Source organism: Limnothrix sp. FACHB-406 (assembly GCF_014698235.1).
Classification (GTDB): domain Bacteria; phylum Cyanobacteriota; class Cyanobacteriia; order CACIAM-69d; family CACIAM-69d; genus CACIAM-69d.
Window position 1 is genome coordinate 79,114 of record NZ_JACJSP010000007.1, and the last position, 19,405, is coordinate 98,518.

General features: G+C 52.5%; 20 protein-coding genes and 1 pseudogene. 6 read left to right on the forward strand and 15 right to left on the reverse strand.

Going from position 1 to position 19,405, the window contains the following annotated elements:
- Window positions 1–369: 369 nt before the first annotated feature.
- The 4 genes from moeB to H6G53_RS09140 form a co-directional block, all read right to left on the reverse strand.
- Window positions 370–1,533 (reverse strand): molybdopterin-synthase adenylyltransferase MoeB, encoded by a 1,164-nt coding sequence (moeB, locus tag H6G53_RS09125; protein WP_099533643.1) that lies wholly within the window; start codon window positions 1,531–1,533, stop codon window positions 370–372.
- A 175-nt stretch (window positions 1,534–1,708) separates the two neighbouring features.
- Entirely contained in the window at window positions 1,709–2,290 is a 582-nt protein-coding gene (locus H6G53_RS09130) for a M67 family metallopeptidase (protein WP_190532186.1), read from the reverse strand.
- 381 nt (window positions 2,291–2,671) lie between these two features.
- Window positions 2,672–3,664, reverse strand: a complete 993-nt coding sequence (locus H6G53_RS09135) for an RNA polymerase sigma factor, RpoD/SigA family (protein WP_099533740.1) — start codon at window positions 3,662–3,664, stop codon at window positions 2,672–2,674.
- A gap of 1,141 nt (window positions 3,665–4,805) precedes the next feature.
- Window positions 4,806–6,584, reverse strand: a complete 1,779-nt coding sequence (locus H6G53_RS09140; protein ID WP_190532189.1) for a helicase HerA domain-containing protein — start codon at window positions 6,582–6,584, stop codon at window positions 4,806–4,808.
- 228 nt (window positions 6,585–6,812) lie between these two features.
- Here H6G53_RS09140 and H6G53_RS09145 point away from each other — a divergent pair, with 228 nt between their 5' ends.
- Window positions 6,813–8,009: a tetratricopeptide repeat protein gene (locus H6G53_RS09145; protein WP_099533650.1), complete on the forward strand. Its 1,197-nt coding sequence runs from the start codon at window positions 6,813–6,815 to the stop codon at window positions 8,007–8,009.
- Between the two features lie 177 nt (window positions 8,010–8,186).
- Here the strand turns inward: H6G53_RS09145 and nfi are convergent, their stop codons facing one another.
- The 3 genes from nfi to H6G53_RS09160 form a co-directional block, all read right to left on the reverse strand.
- A complete protein-coding gene (nfi, locus tag H6G53_RS09150; RefSeq protein WP_190532192.1) occupies window positions 8,187–8,882 on the reverse strand; it encodes a deoxyribonuclease V in 696 nt (231 codons plus the stop codon).
- Between the two features lie 84 nt (window positions 8,883–8,966).
- On the reverse strand, window positions 8,967–9,476 hold the full coding sequence (locus tag H6G53_RS09155; protein ID WP_242030835.1) for a ComEA family DNA-binding protein: 510 nt from the start codon (window positions 9,474–9,476) through the stop codon (window positions 8,967–8,969).
- Window positions 9,477–9,757: 281 nt separating this feature from the next.
- Window positions 9,758–10,162: an NINE protein gene (locus tag H6G53_RS09160; protein WP_190532195.1), complete on the reverse strand. Its 405-nt coding sequence runs from the start codon at window positions 10,160–10,162 to the stop codon at window positions 9,758–9,760.
- Between the two features lie 453 nt (window positions 10,163–10,615).
- Here H6G53_RS09160 and H6G53_RS09165 point away from each other — a divergent pair, with 453 nt between their 5' ends.
- Entirely contained in the window at window positions 10,616–10,942 is a 327-nt protein-coding gene (locus tag H6G53_RS09165) for a DUF1825 family protein (protein ID WP_099533655.1), read from the forward strand.
- A 52-nt stretch (window positions 10,943–10,994) separates the two neighbouring features.
- Here the strand turns inward: H6G53_RS09165 and H6G53_RS18695 are convergent.
- Window positions 10,995–11,111: pseudogene (locus H6G53_RS18695) on the reverse strand (Uma2 family endonuclease); the annotation flags it as partial.
- 60 nt (window positions 11,112–11,171) lie between these two features.
- Window positions 11,172–11,864 carry a 5'/3'-nucleotidase SurE gene (surE, locus tag H6G53_RS09170; protein ID WP_190532198.1) on the reverse strand — a complete coding sequence of 231 codons (693 nt, stop codon included), beginning with the start codon at window positions 11,862–11,864 and terminating at the stop codon, window positions 11,172–11,174.
- 181 nt (window positions 11,865–12,045) lie between these two features.
- On the opposite strand from surE, the gene H6G53_RS09175 reads away from it, so the two are divergent.
- The gene (locus H6G53_RS09175) at window positions 12,046–12,381 is read left to right on the forward strand and encodes a XisI protein (protein WP_190532201.1); all 336 of its coding nucleotides are present in this window, start codon (window positions 12,046–12,048) and stop codon (window positions 12,379–12,381) included.
- Window positions 12,374–12,799, forward strand: coding sequence for a XisI protein (locus H6G53_RS09180; RefSeq protein ID WP_347343127.1), 426 nt, complete (start codon window positions 12,374–12,376; stop codon window positions 12,797–12,799). Before H6G53_RS09175 ends, H6G53_RS09180 begins: the two co-directional genes overlap by 8 nt.
- A 12-nt stretch (window positions 12,800–12,811) precedes the next feature.
- Here the strand turns inward: H6G53_RS09180 and rph are convergent, their stop codons facing one another.
- From rph to H6G53_RS09205, 5 genes are all read right to left on the reverse strand, one after another.
- Entirely contained in the window at window positions 12,812–13,540 is a 729-nt protein-coding gene (gene rph / locus H6G53_RS09185) for a ribonuclease PH (protein WP_190532204.1), read from the reverse strand.
- 27 nt (window positions 13,541–13,567) lie between these two features.
- Window positions 13,568–14,662 (reverse strand): peptide chain release factor 1, encoded by a 1,095-nt coding sequence (gene prfA / locus H6G53_RS09190; protein ID WP_099533664.1) that lies wholly within the window; start codon window positions 14,660–14,662, stop codon window positions 13,568–13,570.
- A gap of 337 nt (window positions 14,663–14,999) precedes the next feature.
- The gene (locus H6G53_RS19245) at window positions 15,000–15,167 is read right to left on the reverse strand and encodes an MbtH family protein (protein WP_199309192.1); all 168 of its coding nucleotides are present in this window, start codon (window positions 15,165–15,167) and stop codon (window positions 15,000–15,002) included.
- A 319-nt stretch (window positions 15,168–15,486) separates the two neighbouring features.
- Entirely contained in the window at window positions 15,487–16,026 is a 540-nt protein-coding gene (locus H6G53_RS09200) for a PD40 domain-containing protein (protein ID WP_190532210.1), read from the reverse strand.
- A gap of 39 nt (window positions 16,027–16,065) precedes the next feature.
- Window positions 16,066–16,584 carry a hypothetical protein gene (locus tag H6G53_RS09205; protein ID WP_190532212.1) on the reverse strand — a complete coding sequence of 173 codons (519 nt, stop codon included), beginning with the start codon at window positions 16,582–16,584 and terminating at the stop codon, window positions 16,066–16,068.
- 371 nt (window positions 16,585–16,955) lie between these two features.
- Between H6G53_RS09205 and H6G53_RS09210 the strand changes: the two genes are divergently transcribed.
- The gene (locus H6G53_RS09210) at window positions 16,956–17,873 is read left to right on the forward strand and encodes a histone deacetylase (protein WP_190532215.1); all 918 of its coding nucleotides are present in this window, start codon (window positions 16,956–16,958) and stop codon (window positions 17,871–17,873) included.
- A gap of 28 nt (window positions 17,874–17,901) precedes the next feature.
- On the opposite strand, the gene H6G53_RS09215 is transcribed toward H6G53_RS09210, so the two are convergent.
- Window positions 17,902–18,132 (reverse strand): hypothetical protein, encoded by a 231-nt coding sequence (locus H6G53_RS09215; RefSeq protein WP_190532218.1) that lies wholly within the window; start codon window positions 18,130–18,132, stop codon window positions 17,902–17,904.
- 8 nt (window positions 18,133–18,140) lie between these two features.
- Between H6G53_RS09215 and gshA the strand changes: the two genes are divergently transcribed.
- Complete coding sequence (gene gshA / locus H6G53_RS09220) at window positions 18,141–19,295, forward strand: glutamate--cysteine ligase (RefSeq protein ID WP_190532221.1); 1,155 nt, start codon at window positions 18,141–18,143, stop codon at window positions 19,293–19,295.
- The last annotated feature ends 110 nt before the right edge of the window (window positions 19,296–19,405 follow it).

A 19,405-nucleotide genomic window follows, 5' to 3' on the forward strand; every position in this document is an offset into this window, starting at 1 on the left:
AGGCAGGGACAGCCAATTAGCCCAAGAAAGTTAAGGGATTGGGCAATGCTGACCGGAGGGCCAAAGCACCGAACGATCGCACCCTCGATGGACGAATCGAGCGATGGAAGTTAGGAATTTTTACTGAACCGTTCAATTTCCATTGTATCCAAAGGGGTTGAAAAGTCTAGGCGACCCCATGTCCCGGAACGGGCGATCGCCCTCTGCCTAAGGATCTCAGGAAACTGAGCCATGCAAAAGCGGCGGCCCTCTTCATGAAGATTAACCGCCGCTTTGCACCAACCAGATTTTCACCAACCAGATCTGCGCCAACCAGATTCGCGCAAATCAGTGGGATTACAAGCTGGGATTTTGAGCTGGGATCAAGAACTAGTATTGGGGAACCGAAGGATCCACTTCTTGGCTCCAAGCATTGATCCCGCCCTTGACGTTGATGCCGTCAATGCCAGACTTTTGCAGGATCCCGAGGGCCTTGGCCGATCGCCCGCCCATCTTGCAGTGAACCACCAACTTGCGGCCCTTGAGCAGGTCTTTCACCTTCCCAACCCCGCTGCCGCTTTCGATATCTGGCAACGGCACCAACACCGATCCCGGAATGCGGCCGATTTCAAACTCGTTGGGGTTGCGCACATCCAACAGCAGGAAGTCTTCGCCGCTGTCGATCAAAGATTTCAAGTCCGTGACGCTCATTTCGGCCACGTCGGGTTTTTCTTCGGCTTGGCCCACGGGCGGTAACCCACAGAATTGTTGATAGTCAATCAACTTTTCAATGACGGGACGTTCGGGGTTGGGCCGCAACTTCAGTTCCCGGAACTTCATATCCAAGGCGTTGTACAGCAACAGGCGACCATTCAGGGTCGTGCCCTTGCCCAAGATGATTTTGACGGTTTCCGTGGCTTGGATTACGCCAATGATCCCCGGCAAAATTCCCAACACGCCACCTTCGGCGCAGGAAGGAACCATGCCCGGCGGCGGGGGTTCGGGATAGAGGTCGCGGTAGTTGGGGCCGCCTTCGTAATTAAAGACGGTGGCTTGGCCCTCAAACCGGAAAATGGAACCGTAAACGTTGGGCTTGTCGAGCAGAACGCAAGCGTCGTTCACCAGGTAGCGGGTGGGGAAGTTGTCCGTTCCGTCTACCACGATGTCGTAGGGGCGGAAGATATCAAGGGCGTTTTCAGAACTGAGCCGCGCCTCGTACAAATCCACTTGGCAGTAGGGGTTAATTTCGAGGATCCGATTTTTGGCGGATTCGATTTTGGGTTTGCCAACCCAGGATGTGCCGTGGATAACTTGGCGTTGCAGGTTGGAGTAGTCCACCACGTCAAAGTCCACCAAGCCAATCCGGCCAATGCCGGCGGCGGCGAGGTAGAGCAGCAGGGGCGAACCCAAACCGCCGCTGCCAATGCAGAGCACGCTGGCGGCTTTCAGACGCTTTTGGCCTTCCAGTCCCACTTCGGGCAGGATGAGGTGTCGAGAGTAGCGTTCGTACTCTTCTTTTAGGAGTTGTGTGTTGCTGGTATCGATATTCAGCATAGGTTGCGAGGTGGTTTGGGTTCGATGCCCGATCGCGGGGGGGCGATCGCGCCTTCGATCGCTGTGAGGGGTTTCCCGTCCAGGCATCACCTTGGGGGGCGATCGGCCTTGGGGGGAATCAACGAATCGCAGTGGCTAAGCAACCGGGCGCGCCAGGGGCAGTTGAGATCAACAATCAGGATCCACAAAGAACGATCGACTCGGGCTGAAACTGGCGATCGAGATTGAGTCGCCAGCTTTGCCAGTCCACGGTTTGATCGCCTTTTACCGACAGGATCAGGTACGAGTAGTCAGGCCAAGCACAGGCGCGATCGAACTCGGATGGAACGGCCGGATGTTGCGGGTGTGAATGATAAACCCCAATGATATCAAGGTTACGGGCACGACCGGCCCGCATGGCCGCCAACATCGTGGCCGGGGCGATCGCATAGCGACGCTCAGGACTGGTTTCGCCAGCGGGGATCGGATCCAAGGTGCGAAAGGGTTCATCGGTGAGTTGCTCCCAATCGTTATTGGCGGGCCACAGCTCATAGACAATCGCCGCGATCGCCTCGATCGCCCCCATGGAACCTGCGGGGGCTGGATTCCTTGGGCCGACTGGTGACTCAATCGGTAATTCAACCGGTGATTCAACCGGTAATTCAACTGGGGTGCGCACTTGCCGGCCCAGCAACAGGCCGCAACATTCATAGGGCAAAGCCGCTTCCGCTGCTCGACACAGTTGCTCCAGGAGCGATCGGGAGAGTTGGAGAGTCATCTTTCAAGGGCCATCGCCGTTACCGGTGCTTTGGGAGGCGCGAGGAATGCAGCAGGTATTTTGAGATTTTGCAAATTCTTTACAGAATCTTTGCCAGATTTTGCAAAAAAATGTTACAAAATTTTTCGTATCTTCAGCTACAATCAGGTCGAAGCAAATCCGACCGGATACCACACTGCGAAGATTGAATTCCTGATGCAATCGCGTTTTGGGAGACGCGGCTTGCCTCACGACAGATTTTCCGTTTCCTCGGATGCACTAAAACGACGCAACTAGAACTGGAAAGCGGCGACCCGATCGGGAACGCCGCTTTTTGTTGCAATTCGTTTGTTGAAATTAGTCGGTCGCAATCGGTTTGTTGCAGGCGGATTAAGGCGGCCGTTAGCTCGCCAAATATTCCCGCACATCGGTGCGACGGCGCAGTTGCTTCAGGGCTTGGTGTTCCAACTGACGCACCCGCTCACGGCTGATGTTGAGTCGATCGCCCACCTTGGCCAAAGACAGTTCCCGACCATCTTCGAGACCAAAACGCAGGGTAATCACATCCCGTTGTTGAGGAGTCAGCTCCGCCAACAGGGCTTGCAAATCCAAGCGCAGGGCCTCGCGGCTGGCGTAATCTTCCGGCAGATCGCCTTCATCTTCCAGCAAGTCCTGAAGTTCCGTGTCTTGGTTGTCGCCCACTCGCAACTCCAGGGAAACCGGTTGCCGCGAAATCAGCATGAATTCCCGCACTTGGGCCGGTTCCAATTCCAGCTCGGCCGCCACTTCCGAGAGCTTGGGCGATCGACCCAGTTTTTGGGTTAATTCCCGCTGCACCCGCTTCACCTTATTCAGCTTTTCGGTGATGTGAATCGGCAGGCGAATGGCGCGTGATTGCTGGGCGATCGCCCGCGTGATCGCTTGGCGAATCCACCAGTAGGCATAGGTTGAAAATTTGTAGCCCATCATGGGGTCAAACTTCTCCACCCCACGCTCCAAACCCAAGCTGCCTTCTTGGATCAGGTCTAAGAGTTCTAGGTTGCGTTTTTGGTATTTCTTGGCGATCGAAACCACAAGACGCAGGTTGGCTTCAATCATTTTTTTCTTTGCCCGATCGCCCACCCGCAACTGCTGGCGCAGATCTTCCACCGAAAGCTGGGCGGCGGCGGCCCATTCTTGCTCCGTGGGCGATCGATCCAACTCGCCCATCAGCTTCTCCTGGATGTCCAAGAGCCGCATCATTTGCTGCACTTGTTTGCCCAGAATAATTTCCTGTTCATCAGTCAGCAACGGAACTCGGCCAATTTCGTGCAAATAGGCGCGAACCAAATCGGCACTGTCACCTTCTCGCGACTTGGATCGCTGCGTTTGGGGGCGAATCATAGCGGTCGGCATGGTCAGCATCCTATTTTCAATCACAAAGACGCGAGCACAAGAGCTTGCGGGTCGGCGTTATTCGTCAGCGTTATCGGCGTTCATTGATGAGCAAGTCTGTTTCAAAAAACGCCCTGGGAAACGAGTCCCACAAATTCCAAATTCGGATCTACACTGAAGATCCAAAGGTCAAGAGTCCACAAACCAAGAGCGGCCAAAACCCACCTGGCAACACTCAAAGGGACAAAGAATTAGACGGTCTTGGATTGCAAAAAGTTCATTAAATTAACCTTGGGCAACAGTTCCCAGCAGAGTTACGGCGAGCCATTAGGCGACAATTTCGCAAAACCACGAAAAACGCAACCAAAGTCAGCCAAAACTCAGTTAGTCAAATTCGGTCACAACTGAAAATTCAGCAACCAACCAGAAGTCAACCAGAAATCTATCAAAAATCAACCGAAAATCAGCCAGAATCGATCAAAACCAGTTCAGAATCAGCCAGAAATGCACTGGAAATCAACCATTCAAGAAGGATTGGAGTGTGATCACGAAGGGAGTTATGGGCATTCAGTTTCCTTGAAGTTCATTGGTGAATCTCCCGGAAGCAAGATTTCAGCTCGATCGGTAACGTTAAGAGTCGAAACAAATACCGAAGCACTGAAATTGGGCTGTTATTCACTCCACAAACTTGAATGAAGAATCAGGCTTTTTCAGGTTTCTGAGCGCGACTCTTTTTCCATAGTGATCGCAAAAGTTGGAATTGGGTACGACAGACTGGGGAGCAATAACCGAACCTGAAAGATTGGTATCCCGCCCTGCGCTTGGTTGGTGCGCTGGGTTGGGGTTTTGGAAACCCCTTCAGCCGCTTCCGAGGATCAGCATCATGGTCTAGGTATAGCCAGCGGGTGCGACATTGCCATGGCAGTCATACGAAGTTTTTGTCACACCACTGTTAAGCCTTGCGGGCCCGCGCGATCGCCCCTGATCGCCGTAGTCGCAACCATGGACGCGGCCATAACTGGTCGCTTGGGGGTTGAGGAAAAATCATGACTGTTGTAGAGAGTTCGGGCAATCAAGTTTCAGGTGCTCAAGATCCTGCGGGCGATCGCCCGATCAATCGCCTGCCCCATAACCCAACCCATCAACGTTCTATGAGCACGTTTTAAAATCCCAAATCAGCCTTGGCTTTGTCCCCTTCCGCGATCGCGATTTCATCGGGCAGTTCTTCCCAAAAAGTGTCGCCAATTTCCGCATAGAACTTCTCATCATAGGGACGAGTTCTAACCACTACAGGCATGGGCACAGCATGGCCCAAAACTAGGGCCTGTTGCTTGGAATCCAACTTGGCCAAAACCGATCGCAGGCTTTGTCCTCCTGCCACACCGGTAAAGATAGCTTCAATATCTTTTTCGTCATTCAACAGGGCTGTAATTCTGGTTCCAATTTGCGACATGACCTCGTTATCAATCCCCGAGGGACGCTGATCAACCACCAGCAAGGTGACAAAATATTTCCGCATTTCACGGGCGATCGTGCCGAAAATAGTTTGCTTGGCGGTGGCGGGATCCAGGAAGCGGTGTGCTTCCTCAATCGTGATCATCAATTGGCGGGGCTTGTCGTTGGGATCCTTGGTTTGCAAAAAGCGCTCAGCTTTGCGCACGTAAATGCCATGAATCCGACGAGAAATAATATTAGTAGCTAGCATATAAGCCAACATGTTTGATTGGGAACCGAATTCGATAATGACGTGTTTTCCAGCTTCCAAGGAGTCCAAAATTTGCTTGATATAATCCGAGCCAGCATTTCTCATATATTTGATTTGATCAAGACGATTCAACTTTCGTTGCAGCGCCATGATCGAAGATTTACTGCCCATTTTGGTTTCGCAAAAATCCTGAATTTCCTCATTGGTCATGCTGAGGAGCCGTGAAATCCAAGATTTACCAAATTCATTTTGCAAAATAATTGCATTTTCAACGCTGGCTTCGGAAAGATTCAGCTCCGCACTCACCAGCATCAAATCTTCCACATCAATTTGGTCATAGCTGATGTAGAGTTCTCGGGCATCGCGCACGCCTCGGCGCTTAGTGGATTCCGCGTCCAGGGTGTAAATTTCCACTTGCCCCGGGAAAAGTTGTCGCAACCCTTTGACGGTGTTGATTCCTTTGCCTTCGCGCATGGCTTCCCAGCCATATTCCGAATGCATATCAAAGATTAAGTTCACCGCCACTTGCTTGCGAATTGTGCCCGCCAACAGCAGACGGGTGAGGAATGATTTCCCGGTTCCCGATTTCCCAAAAACGCCGTTACTGCGCTCCACGAATCGATCGAGGTCAATGCAAACGGGCACATCGGTATCGATCGGCATTCCAATCGCAAAATTGCGTCGCTGGGGATCGTCTTCCCAACCAAACACGATCCGAAAGTCCCGATCGCTCGCTTCATAGACCTGCGAAAAGTGACTAGGAATGGTTTTCACGGGTAACAATTCCAAATTGGCATCGCGGTTAGCAGCAAAGGAGGCTAAATTACTGGATGCTTGGTTGCCGTTTTTGTCCTTGGCTTTGCCGTTTTTGCGGGCCGATTGGGCAGGTTCTGGAGCCAAGCGATCGGGTAAAGGCAGGTTTTCCCAGTCCATCTCTGCCTGGGGCACAAACATCAGCATGGGAGCGAGTTCGATCGTCCCAAACGTGCCACTACCGGCCAGCACATCGCGCAAAAAATCATCATCGGGATGGGGCGGATCGATCGTAATTCGTTGGCTGGAGGTTCCCAAAGCCACATCGGTTAACATGCAAAAAAAGTGCGATCGCCGCCCCCGCACCACCAAAAATTTGCCCACTCGCATCTCTTCCACGGAAACATCGGCATGGAGCCGCACCTCCAGCCCTTCGCTAAGGGAACCTTGAATGACTGAGCCGAGTGGAACGTCTTGGGGCATAGGATGAGAAAATTTAGGAAACGATTTAGCCAGTATGAAAGCGGGAGGTTGTGATTGGGAATTGCGAACAAACCGCAATTTAAGGACTGATTAAGATCTGGTTCAAGCCGGAATCGATCAATATCAGATCAGCATCAGATCAGCGCTCAGATTGACGAAGATCAAACGATCATCTCGTTATTTTAACGGCATTATCTACCCTTCAGATTTACACTCGGTGTTTCGGCCATGAGTATCTGTTTATCGCTCATTGTCAAAAATGAAGCCCATCAGATCGATCGCTGCCTCAACAGTGTGCGCGACTGTGTGGATGAAATTTTAGTGTTAGATACGGGTTCCACCGATGACACCGTTGAGCGGGCCCGATCACACGGGGCGCGGGTGGCTTTTTTCGATTGGTGCAATGATTTTGCGGCCGCCCGAAACGCAGCTTTGGCCCAAATCGAGAGCGATTGGGTGTTGGTGTTGGATGCGGATGAGTGGTTGCTGCCGGAAGCGATCGAACCGATTCGCGAAGCGGTTAGCTATCCAGAGCATTTGGTGGTGAATTTGGTGCGTCGAGAATTGGGCGCAGTGCAATCTCCCTATTCTTTGGTCTCGCGCTTGTTTCGGCGGCATCCTGAAATTCAGTTCGATCGCCCCTACCACGCCATTATTGATGACAGTGTGGTGCGGCTTTTGCAACAGGAATCCCACTGGAAAATTGTGTCCCTTTCGATGCCGGCCATCGATCATGATGGCTATCGGCTCGATCGGATTGCCAGTGCTTCCAAAGCCGATCGGGCCAAGGCTGCCATGGAAGTTTTTTGGAAAGCAAATCCAGAGGATCCCTACGTCTGTAGCAAGTTGGGGGCCCTGCTCATCGACTTAGGAGAACCTGAACAAGGGATCGCACTCTTGAAAACCGGTCTCAAGCGGGCAGAACAAGAGAAAATGACCGAAGTTTTATATGAGCTACACTATCACTTGGCAATTTTTTATAATCAACAACAGAACCTCGATTTAGCCCAAGCCCATTATCGTGCGGCTTTGCGCCAACCAGTTCTGCCAATTTTGAAATTAGGTTCTTTGATCAATTTAGGTAATCTTTACCGCCAAAAAGGAAACCTACAGGCGGCCTATGAGAGCTATCGTCAAGCAGTGATCATTGATCCCAACTTTGCGATCGCCCATTACAATTTAGGTTCAAACCTGCGAGCAATGAACCGTACTTTGGAGGCGATCGAACATTATCAAAAAGCTATTGAACTCGATCCGGCAAAGCCCGAATTTCACCAAAATTTAGGCGCAGCTTTCTTGAAAGGTGGCAATGTGCCCGAAAGTCTGAAAGCCTTTAAGACAGCCGTTGAATTATATGATCAACAGCAGTCACCGGAAGCGGAGCGAATTCGCCAAACTTTACGAGAACTGAAATTCGAGATTTAGTTTGAGGTTTAGTTTGAAGTTTAGACTCAGAAATTCAAAAAGCGCTAAGCAAGCCCCTTGCGTTCATCGCCAGTCCATCACTGCAAAAAGCGCCTAAAACAACACCTAAGCAACAGATTGGCATCGCAGCAATATCTTGAGTCAGGATCGAATCAGGGTTGATTGGCCATTGCTGAGCTATGGGTTGACCTTACCAGGCTCAGTGTTCTTGAAAGCCCCCCGTTGAGAGGCGATCGCGTCGGCCCAGCGGGTAGTTTCTGGCAGTCTGTAGCGCGGGGTGCAATTCAAAACCAACTCGATCGCCGTGGGCAAACTCACTCGATGCCCCGAGGAAACATAAAGCGGCCGACAATTGTGGCGCGATCGGACAATTGCGCCAATAGTTTCTTCGCGATCGATCAAAGGTTGCCAACTTCCCTTCGCCAAATCTAGCGGCTCGTGGGTTCCAATCAAGTGGGATTTTGCCACACCAATGGTTGGCAGGTTCAACAACAATCCCAAGTGGCAAGCTAACCCAAACCGACGCGGGTGAGCATAGCCTTGACCATCACATAAAACCAGATCTGGTTTTTGTTGAAGCTGATCAAAAGCTTGCAAAATCACTGGCACTTCTCGAAAGGATAAAAATCCCGGCACATAGGGAAAAGGAGTGGGAATTCGAGCGATCGCAAATTCGAGTCGCTCCAAGCCAGGAAAGCTCAAAACCACAACGGCTGCACGGGCGATCGCGCCATTTTCTTCAAACCCCACATCAGCTCCCCCAATCAATTTTGGGGCAGAGAATTGATCCTGCAAGATCACTCGATCGCGCAGTTGATTTTGAATTTCTTTGGCGGCTTCTGTCGTTTTTGGCCAATCATCAATTAAGTTCATTTCATCAATCTCATCTGATACATTTTTCTTTTAAAGATTTGATATCAATAACATTTTTATTAAATTTCCTGCAATGCGTATCATCTAAGACGTTGGGAATCGTAAATAGTGCATTAATTCTCCGAGCAGTTCACCAGATAAATTCAAGCGGCGTTTTAAATCAATTAAACTGCGGAAAGCACCCCGCTCTTGGCGATCGCGAATCATTCTTTCTGCTAAGGCGCGATCGACCCCCGGCAGCCGCTCCAGTTCATCAACTGTGGCGTGATTAGCATCCAAGGTTCGTTGAAAAGAAGCCGCCTCCGGATCGTAAAAATAAAACCGTAAAACCGGTGTCCAAGGCTCCAACTGTGCCACCGTTACCCCTAAAGCAGCAGCCAAATCTTCTAATCCATAAAACACCACTCCACTCGCACTCAATTGAGTCAGCAAGGTGGCTTGCCGAATCGATAGCCCTGGCAATCGTAACCAATCGTCAATGCTGGCGCGATTAGCATCAATTGCAATGCCCATTTCGGCCGCCACCGCCACTTCCAACGCAGAATTAAGCCGACAAAATGGATCACGCGCAATTTTGCTGCGAGCTGCTTTCAAAGCCGGGTTTGCAGGCTGAAAGGGAGCTTGAAGCCAACTGAATAACGGATTTTGAGAAGAGAACTGAGGCACAGAAGTCAACAAAATTATGGTGATTTAACTAACTGGAAGCTTCTAGCTAACTGAATTTCGGTTAAGCTAAACCTGAGTGGCTACTAGATTTTGATCCAACTTAGATCAAGATCTGAATCAGTGCTAAAAAGTTGAGATCAGGTCATGGTTCGCTCAGCAACCAAGGTCAAATCTTTTAATCTTTCAAACTTAGATTGATGACAGCCAATCTAAATTTGGTCGAGTAGCAGACGGCGCTTTTGTTCAAACTCTGCCTCAGAAATTAATCCCTCTTGGCGAAGTCGATCCAATTCTCGCAGGGCATCTCCCACCGCATTTACCCGCTCCGGTTGCACAGTAACCGTGACCGTTCGTTGGGCGGACGGTAGCTCTTTATTAAAGTTGCGATCGAACTCTTCTTGGTCTTGGGAAAGATACCAAATTGCCTCGATCGCACTGGCAATTTGCGGAATCATTGTCCAAAAAAACAGAAAATAAGCCACGCCCCACCATCGTTGCCGCAAATAAAACTTGTGCAACCCCGATGCAAAGGGAACCACAAAACAGGTGAGGGCCAGGGCCACGGCCATCGTTCGCTTGCGTGGTCGGGTTAAGGTTCCTGCCACTTCCGTCATGGTTCTCTCCTCAGTTAACTGGCTGGCAATGGAAGTTACTCGTTAGACAACGGATTCAGCAACGAAACATAGAAAAAGCAAGGCAAAACAGGCGAACAATAGAGCATTGACCGTTGCCAAGCCTCGGCTACTCTGGGGACTCAGCACCGGTCTGGAACTCCCTTGGCTGAGTTGGTGGCAGCGATGTTGCGCCCATTGTTCATGATAGTTGGCAAATTGGCGGGTCGAGGGGCGGCGCGCGCCAAAGCAACATCGGTTACACCCATTGAACACCCATTGAACCGCAGACCGAGCAAACCAGCCCTCGATCGCCCCTGTTCATTGCCCTAATTTCTCTGCGCAAAGTCCGATCGTTCAAGTTCGGATCTCCCGACTGGGTGGGCGTTTTGCCTCAGAGGAGAATCGGCTAAGATCAAAGACAAATGGGTGTTAACAATGACCCAGGCATAAAACATGAGCATTTTTGATTCTGAAATTGTCCAACAGGAAGCCAAGGAAATTTTTGGCACTTATCAATCCCTAGTGCAGCTTGGGGGCGACTACGGCAAGTTCGATCGCGAAGGGAAGCGACTTTACATCGAACAGATGGAAACCGTGCTCGATCGCTATCGAATTTTCATGAAGCGATTTGAATTGTCAGATGATTTCATGGCCAAAATGCAGGTGGAACAACTGAAAACCCACCTCTCGCAATTTGGGATGACTCCTCAAATGATGTTTGATCAGATGCACATCACCTTGGAGCGCATGAAAGCAGAATTAGAAGCATCCAAAAATTAGGTCGTTTTCCTATTAATTTTCAATGGATTGCCTGAGCCATTTCAATTCAAAGTGGCATTGGCTTCTGATGAACCTGGCCGTTGATGTATTCGCTGGCCGGTTGAGTTTCGGGCAATGCGAGAAACTCAGCCAGCGACAGGGCCCGATCGCGGGAGACAGCAAGCACCATAACCAGCCTTGCAGGGGAGACAAACTGATTCAATTCTAGCGATCGCCCGCGATCGGCTCCCTAAACCCGCAACTGCGTAACAGCGATCGCGCCACCAAAGCAAATGGCCACATCGGTTCCGGGTTTGTAGGGACGACCCCCATAGATGCCGTTGTACTGATAGCCCTCCTCTGTACGCCGATAGATCGGTGGAACTGGGTCACGAGACAGCTCACAAAACACGATTTCGGGATCGGGAGCGCCGGGGTCAAGGTGCGGGAAATTCACATTCCAAAAACTGCCCGGTTCCCAGGGGCGATCGAGCAACAGGGGCAACACCCGCGCTGCCTGCTGAGCTGCCCAGTCCCAATCGATTTCCAAGGGCCGTCGGATCCAGTGCGACAGGGCGATCGCCCGTCGGCCTTGCAGCGTTGCTTCCCGAGCGGCCGCCACCGTACCCGAGTTATAGACATCCGTGCCCAGGTTACCGCCCGCGTTAATTCCCGACAGCACCAGGCTCACCTCGGGAACCAGCTCGCTCACCGCCAACCGCACACAGTCAGCCGGTGTGCCCGCCACCGAAAACCCGCGATCGCGCTCCTGCACCGCCAGCGCACGATGGTTAGTAATCTGGTGGCCACAGCCCGACTGTTCCGTTGCGGGCGCAACCCACCGCACTGAACCCAACTGCAATTCCGTAACGGCGCGATCGAGCGCGGCAATCCCCGGCGCATCGTACCCGTCATCATTCGTCAGCACCAAAACCTGCGCCATAAGTCCTCAGCGATCGCGAACAGGTTTCTATTGTTCCACTGACCAGCCAGCCACAGCATCCACCCACGCCCCGCGACATCATCAACAGACAAGGGGTTTAAACCCCCTGCCCCCACCACCGGAAGATCATTAACGACAGTGTTGGAGGATCTAAAATGTTAAAGATGAGAGAGTGGCTGTCATGGAAAAACTAAATCAATATCGCCAAGTCATTCAAGAAATTTTGCTTGAGCACAGCCAAATTCAGCCAGCCTATGGCGAGATTGAAATGGCAGCCATATTTGACCATGAACGCGATCACTATCAAGTCATGCGGTCGGGTTGGCTTCAAAAACAACGAGTCTATGGCGTTCTAATTCATATCGATCTCAAGGGGGAAAAGGTTTGGATTCAATATGATGGAACAGAAGTAGGCGTGGCCAATGAACTCCTAGAAAAAGGCATTCCCAAAACAGATATCGTATTAGCTTATCACTCGCCATTTATGCGTCAATATAACGGATTTGCCGTTGGTTAATTCTGGTTTTCAAGTGATTTATCATGGAATTTCAATTATTTTGAGTGAGGTTAATTACCCGATGACAGCCTTAAATTCGGAAACAGAAAAACTGCAAGCCTATCGAGCTGTCATTAAGCAGCTTCTAACAGACTATGCAGCTTACAAGCCATCCTATGGTGATATTGAAGTTCAAACCTTGTTTGACAGCAAGCATGACCACTACCAGGTTTTGGCGATCGGCTGGTACAACAAACAAAGAATTTATGGTTGCTCAATGCACCTTGACCTAAAGCAAGGAAAAATCTGGATTCAGGTCAACAATACCGAACTGGATATTGCTCAAAATTTGGTTGAACGAGGTATTCCCAAAGAAGATATTGTGATTGGGTTTCATCCACCTCATTTCCGCCGTTTTTCAGGCTATGCGATCGCCTAAAAACTGCGATTTCTAACCATTTGAGTCGGTCAGAGCAGCCGCTTGGGCCGCCATCAATTCACCGATACCTTTTTCGGCTAAATCCAGCAGCGCATTCAGTTGCGATCGGCTATAGCTGCCCGATTCCGCCGTCCCCTGCACTTCAATTAAATTACCCTCGCCGTTCATCACCACGTTGAAGTCCACATCGGCGGCCACGTCTTCCGGGTAGTTCAAATCCAGATAAGCGGCTCCCTCGATCAACCCCACGGAAACAGCAGCGACCGGCGAGGCGATCGGCAACGTTGCCAACTCCCCAGCGGCCACCAGCGATTGCAACGCATCCACCAACGCCACATAGCAACCCGTGATCGCCGTGGTGCGTGTGCCCGCATCGGCCTGCAACACATCCGCATCGATCGTCAGGGTGCGTTCCCCCAAGCCCCGTAAATCCACCGCCGCCCGCAAACTCCGGCCAATTAACCGTTGAATTTCCTGGGTGCGCCCGGACAGCTTGAAGGTTTCCCGCGACTGCCGATCGGGCGTGGCTCCCGGCATCATCCGATATTCCGCCGTCAGCCAGCCTTGGCCCGAATCGGCCAGCCAGCGCGGCACACCGGACTGCACGTACACGGTGCAAATCACCTGCGTGTCACCACAACAGGCCAACACAGACCCGGCGGAATATTTGGTGAAATTTCGCTGAAACTGAACGGGGCGGAGCTGGTCGGGCGATCGACCGTCGGGACGTTGCCAGGACATGGTTAGGGGTGCAAACAACGGATAACGTTAACCAACCTGGGCTGCCAGTTCTTCCAATTGGGCCTGTTGATCTTGGGTGATGCAAGACTGAATCATCTCGTCAATGTCACCTTCGAGGGCCGCCGTGAGGGTGAAGTTTTGGCCCAAACGGTGATCGGTCACGCGATTGTCTTTGTAGTTATAGGTGCGAATTTTTTCCGATCGGGAACCGCTCCCCACCTGCGATCGCCGGGCAGAAGTCACCGCCTCCTGTTGCTCTCGCATCTTCATTTCGTAGAGCTTGGCCCGCAAAATTTGCATCGCCCGCTCCTTGTTCTTGAGCTGCGATCGCTCCTCCGTACAAAACACCCGAATGCCCGTCGGTTTGTGGTACAGGTCGGCGGCGGTTTCCACCTTGTTCACGTTTTGGCCACCAGCCCCGCCCGATCGCGCCGTGGTTAGCTCAATGTCCTTCGGGTCAATGTGAACTTCCACTTCATCCACCTCCGGCATAATCGCCACCGTGGCGGTGGAAGTATGTACCCGACCACCCGCTTCCGTGGCCGGCACGCGCTGCACCCGGTGAACACCCGCTTCATATTTCAGCTTGCTATAAACCCGATCGCCCTGCACTTCCAGGATCACTTCCTTAAAGCCGCCCGCCTCCGACAGCGACTCGCTCGCCAACGCCACCTTCCAACCCTGAGTGGTGGCATAGCGGGAATACATCCGCAGCAAATCGCCCGCCCAAATACAGGCCTCATCGCCACCCGTGCCGGCCCGAATTTCCAACATGATGTTTTTGTCGTCGTTGGGGTCGCGGGGCAGCAACAAAATTTTCAGTTGATATTCCAACTGGGCGACCCGATCGTTCAGCTCTTCAACTTCCAGTTGCGCCATTTCCCGCAACTCCGGGTCATCGCCCGACTCCTTCAGGATTTCGCGGGCCCCTTCCAGGTCGCTGACGGCCGTTTTCCATGCATCATAGGTCGCCACCGTTTCTTCCAAGGACGATCGCGCCTTGGCCACGCGCTGAAATTCCGTCGGATCCGTGGCCACATCAGGATCCGCAAGGCGGCGGGTTAACTCATTAAAGGTTTGCTCAACGGATTGCAGCTTATCGAGCAAATATTGTTCAGCCATCGGGTCGCAGGGCGATCGTGAAATCGAATGAAGGGAGCAAAATACTACCACCATGCTATCAACGATCGTCCCCCGACCACCGATTTAGCCCATACCGCAAAAATACGGAGCTAGGACAGATCAGAGGCTTGAAACCTCTCGATCAGACCAGATCGACCAGACCAGATCGACTGGCAAACCCCTCCACGGAATGGCACCGCCACATGGCGAACCCCAAATGACTGCATACCCAATGGCCGCATACCCAAAATGGCCGCCTATCCAATGGCCACCCATTGACTGCCCATGCATCCCAACATCCTGATTGCGTCCATGCAACAAGACACTAATAAGTCCATTAAGTCCATACTTCTTGAATATATTTCAGGCATTCACTCTTCAGCCCTTCTTTGCCTGCATCCCGCCATCCCCAGGGATTTCCTCGCTCCACAGGCCAGATGGAATACTGCTGCGCATGGTTAACCACCACCTTGTAAACTCTTTGGTTCTCATTCGTCATTGCCATTTCTCCGAATGAAATAAAGGAACTATATAATTCGTCAGTACTATTTCAGTTATAAGTTTGCTCGTCAGTTCATGGAGCAATCAAAACATCAGCTTTATATTTTTGATAGAGGCTGATTTTTTGTCAAAGTTCTTCATCAAAGAACTAATTGATTCATTTTTAAATTCAAGAAAATCAATTAAAAACCTGAAATCCTGAAAAAAAGACGCAAAATTCTTTAAATCAAAAGAAATTATCCATTATCAAAATTCATAAAACCAAACTTCGATGATTGGTTTTAGTCAGGGGTAAAATTACACGATTAGGCAGAGAAAATTAGTTAGGGAATATTAATGGGCTGGCCGTCGCGGGTGTAAATTGCGATATCCCACTGGCCACTCCGTTCAATTTCAAAGGCGATGCGGCTGCCGTCGGCGCTCAGTTGCGGGTTGCGGGTTTCCAGTTGCAGGGTTTGGGTCAGGTTGCGGAGCTGGTTAGTGGTGCGATCGTACAGGTAAATGTCGGTGCGGCCTTGGCGACTGGCAGAAAAGGCAATCCAACGGCCATCACTGGAAATGCTGGGGCTGGCGGCGATCGTGTCAAAGGCGTTTAGCTCTGGCAGCTCGATCGCCCGTCGTTCCTGAAGGTCATAGAGCAACACATCCTGGCTGCCCCGACGATCGGACACAAACACCAAAAAGCGCCCCGCCACGGCCGGGCTGGTTTCCGAAAAGGCGCTGTTGAGGCTGTTGGGGTTGGCTCCGGCCGCATCGAAAGGGAAACTGAGGGTGCGACCACTGGCGCAACCCACCAACCCGATCGCCCAACTGGCGATCCAAAGCTGTTGCAGGGGCGATCGCCCTCGGCGGCATTGGCTCATGGCACGGGCCCCTCGCTGATCAAGATCTCGGCACAAGATCTAGGGCAACAGCTTTTTGAGGGCCAGCAGGGATTCTGCATTCAGCGTCACTTCCACAGCTTGGCCCGCTGGGCGATCGATCAACGTGAGAATGCATTGGCCACCACCGGTTTTGACCGTGGCGGTGGGATTGTTGAGGGCGATCGTTTCCAAGCGAGCTTCCGGCTGCCCCACCCGAATCACCACATCATTTTGAGATTGGGGGTAGATGTAGAGATATTGCCCATTGGCTGACAGCTTCAAGGATTGGGGCGTGCTGTTGCGTTCCAAGTCGCTGCCCAGCTTTTTGTAATAGAACGTGATGCCCCGCACTTCTGGCCTTTGGATGGTGAATTCATCGTCGAAGCGCTCCGCGTCCCAATCGAGGGTCTGGGGATCCGTGGCGCGATCGAGCAAGCGCTGTCGCCAGGTCACGGACTTGCCTGCCAAGCTCACCCACCATTGGCGGATCGTTTCAAAATAAGCAGCATTCTCCGGATCGTTGCTGCCGTAAAGCCAAGTTGCGCTGAAAGGTTGCACGGACAAAATCCCGTTTCAAAATCCCATGAACTAATTGAACAATTAATCTTTCAATTATTTTCAATTCATTAGTTTCAGTTCATTAAACCGTTGGGGGGCGATCGCCCAGATTACCCAAATCGCTAAATCATCCGAATCGCCCAAATCGCACAACGAAGGCGAGAGCGTTACCCTAGGAAGACGTTTGGGGACAATCATGGGGGAATCATCAACCGGAGCAATCAACCGTTGATTAGCCCCATAGCCCCAAGCTGGGAACCGGGTCGATCGCCCCGCCATCCCAGGCTTGTTAACCCAACTTTAACCAGCGATGAACCGGCGACCCACCGCAGGTCGGCCCCAGGAGCCAAAATTGCGGAGCCAAGATTGCGATGAATGTGCCGCTAGTTTATCACCCCGATTATGTCGCGCCGTTGCCACCCGGCCACCGGTTCCCGATGCAAAAGTTTGCAAGGCTCTATGACCGGTTACGCAGCGATGGCACGGCAACCCCAGAACAGTTTCACCAACCCGATCGGCCGCCCCAGGACTGGATTGAGCTGGTGCACGATCGCGCCTATGTGGAAGCCTATTGCCAAGGCACTTTGGATCCAAAAGCCCAGCACCGAATCGGGTTGCCCTGGTCACCAGCCTTGGCCAATCGCACCTGCGTGGCGGCTGGTGGCACGGTGCTGACGGCTCGGCTGGCCCTGCGCCATGGGCTGGCTTGCAATTTGGCGGGCGGCACGCACCATGCCTTCCCCGATTTTGGCTCCGGGTTTTGCATCTTCAACGATTTGGCGATCGCTACCAGGGTTTTGCAGGCCGAAGGCTTGGTCGATCGGGTTTTGATTGTGGACTTGGATGTGCATCAAGGGGATGGAACCGCCTGGATTTTCCGCAACGAACCGCAGGTCTTCACCTTTTCCATGCATTGCGAGGCAAATTTTCCCGCCCGCAAACAGGCCAGCGATTTGGATGTGGCATTGCCAGAGGGCATGGAAGATGATGACTATTTACAAACGCTCGATCGCTTCCTGCCAGATTTGCTCGCCCAAGTGCGGCCCGATCTGGTGATTTACGATGCGGGGGTGGATCCCCACGGAGGCGATCGGTTGGGCAAGCTCGCCCTCACCGATTCTGGCTTGTTTCGGCGGGATATGCAGGTGCTGACTACCTGTGTGGCGGCGGGCTATCCCGTGGCCTGCACGATCGGCGGCGGCTACTGCGATGATTTGGCGGCCCTGGTCGATCGCCATGCCCTCATCCACCGAGCAGCGGCTCAGGTCGCCCAGTGCTACGGTCTCTGAGCTGCTACGGTTTCTGGGCCACTGATGCTCAGCAAGGGCGATCGCGCAACATATCGCCCACCGGCCAGACAAAACCAGATCCAACAAAAACTAGATCCAACAAAACCAGGCCAGAACCCGACAGAACGGCCGCCGGGCGATCGCCCCTTTCAAGACCCAAAAAATCCCAGCAACGGCAGAACAGCCCTCGGGCGATCGCGCCGCAGGCGACAATAGAAATCGGGCTGGCAGAGCAGACCGACGCGCACAATTGCTTCACAACTCCCTATGATGCTGTCCAAAGGCTTTGAAATTGAAATCTATACCGGAACCCACGATGGGCAAATTGTGGGCCTGTCCGATCGAATTACCGCCAACCTCGATGGCTTTGTGCGCGAACCCGACAGCCGCAACGTGGAATACACCACCGCTCCCCTGTGCAGCTATGAGCGGTTGCTGTGCGATTTGCTCGTTCCTCGGTTGCGCCTGCGCCAATACCTGAAAACCCTGGGCCCCTACACCCTAGTGCCCGGCGGCACATTAGCCCTCGGCGGGAGCGATCGCTTTTACCGATCTGACCCGGCCAACCCTTACCACGCCTACATTGAACGCACCTACGGAACCAAAGTCGTCACCGCCAGCGTTCACATCAACATTGGCATTGCCGATCCAGAACTGCTGATGCGGGCCTGTCGGCTGGTGCGGGTGGAAGCGCCGCTTTACCTGGCCCTGAGTGCTTCCTCTCCTTTCTTGGATGGCGAACCAACCGGATTCCATTCCACCCGCTGGCATCTGTTTCCCCAAACGCCCGATCGAGTGCCCCTGTTTGAAAGCCACGCGCACTTCATTCGCTGGACGGAGGAGCAATTAGAACTGGGAACTATGCAAAATGTCCGCCACCTCTGGAGTTCTGTGCGGCCCAACGGCGATTGCCGACCCTATAACCTAAATCGATTGGAAATGCGGATTTGTGACCCGGTGATTGACCCATTGGCCCTGCTGGCGATCACGGCCCTACTGGAGGCTCGGCTGTGCCAATTGATGGACGATCCCAGCTTAGATCCACTCACTGCGAGCCTGTTGCCGGCCACCACCCGCAATGACGATTTATTGTCGTTGACCCTGGCCAACGAAATGGCCGTCGCTCGCCACAGCTTGGATGCATCCCTACGCCATTGGCAGGATGGCCGCACCATCAAGGCCAGGGATTGGATCGCTCAACTTTATGCAGAATTACGCCCGATCGCCAAAGAGCGCGGGTTTAGCTGCTTCTTGTCACCCTTGCAACGCATTTTGCGGGAAGGCAATGCCGCCCAGCAGTGGCTCCAGCAGGTGGAAACGGGCCACAGTTGCCAAGCGGTGGTAGCCCAGGCGATTCAAGAGGCCCAGCAGTGGGAACGGGAATTGGCAGACCAAACCTGTCAAGGTTCATTGGTGGCCTAGGTCGCGGGTGGGGCCAGCCTGGTTAATCGCTCCTATGCATCGCGCTTCAGCCGATCGCGCCGATTCGATCCGCATGATTCAGATCAACTTAGATCAAGTTAAATCGAGAT

Excerpts from the sequence above, each read along its gene's own strand:
- moeB (WP_099533643.1), bottom strand. The coding sequence starts at position 1,533 with ATGCTGAATATCGATACCAGCAACACACAACTCCTAAAAGAAGAGTAC.
- H6G53_RS09130 (WP_190532186.1), bottom strand. The coding sequence starts at position 2,290 with ATGACTCTCCAACTCTCCCGATCGCTCCTGGAGCAACTGTGTCGAGCA.
- H6G53_RS09135 (WP_099533740.1), bottom strand. The coding sequence starts at position 3,664 with ATGCCGACCGCTATGATTCGCCCCCAAACGCAGCGATCCAAGTCGCGA.
- H6G53_RS09140 (WP_190532189.1), bottom strand. The coding sequence starts at position 6,584 with ATGCCCCAAGACGTTCCACTCGGCTCAGTCATTCAAGGTTCCCTTAGC.
- H6G53_RS09145 (WP_099533650.1), top strand. The coding sequence starts at position 6,813 with ATGAGTATCTGTTTATCGCTCATTGTCAAAAATGAAGCCCATCAGATC.
- nfi (WP_190532192.1), bottom strand. The coding sequence starts at position 8,882 with ATGAACTTAATTGATGATTGGCCAAAAACGACAGAAGCCGCCAAAGAA.
- H6G53_RS09160 (WP_190532195.1), bottom strand. The coding sequence starts at position 10,162 with ATGACGGAAGTGGCAGGAACCTTAACCCGACCACGCAAGCGAACGATG.
- H6G53_RS09165 (WP_099533655.1), top strand. The coding sequence starts at position 10,616 with ATGAGCATTTTTGATTCTGAAATTGTCCAACAGGAAGCCAAGGAAATT.
- surE (WP_190532198.1), bottom strand. The coding sequence starts at position 11,864 with ATGGCGCAGGTTTTGGTGCTGACGAATGATGACGGGTACGATGCGCCG.
- H6G53_RS09175 (WP_190532201.1), top strand. The coding sequence starts at position 12,046 with ATGGAAAAACTAAATCAATATCGCCAAGTCATTCAAGAAATTTTGCTT.
- rph (WP_190532204.1), bottom strand. The coding sequence starts at position 13,540 with ATGTCCTGGCAACGTCCCGACGGTCGATCGCCCGACCAGCTCCGCCCC.
- prfA (WP_099533664.1), bottom strand. The coding sequence starts at position 14,662 with ATGGCTGAACAATATTTGCTCGATAAGCTGCAATCCGTTGAGCAAACC.
- H6G53_RS19245 (WP_199309192.1), bottom strand. The coding sequence starts at position 15,167 with ATGGCAATGACGAATGAGAACCAAAGAGTTTACAAGGTGGTGGTTAAC.
- H6G53_RS09200 (WP_190532210.1), bottom strand. The coding sequence starts at position 16,026 with ATGAGCCAATGCCGCCGAGGGCGATCGCCCCTGCAACAGCTTTGGATC.
- H6G53_RS09210 (WP_190532215.1), top strand. The coding sequence starts at position 16,956 with ATGAATGTGCCGCTAGTTTATCACCCCGATTATGTCGCGCCGTTGCCA.
- gshA (WP_190532221.1), top strand. The coding sequence starts at position 18,141 with ATGATGCTGTCCAAAGGCTTTGAAATTGAAATCTATACCGGAACCCAC.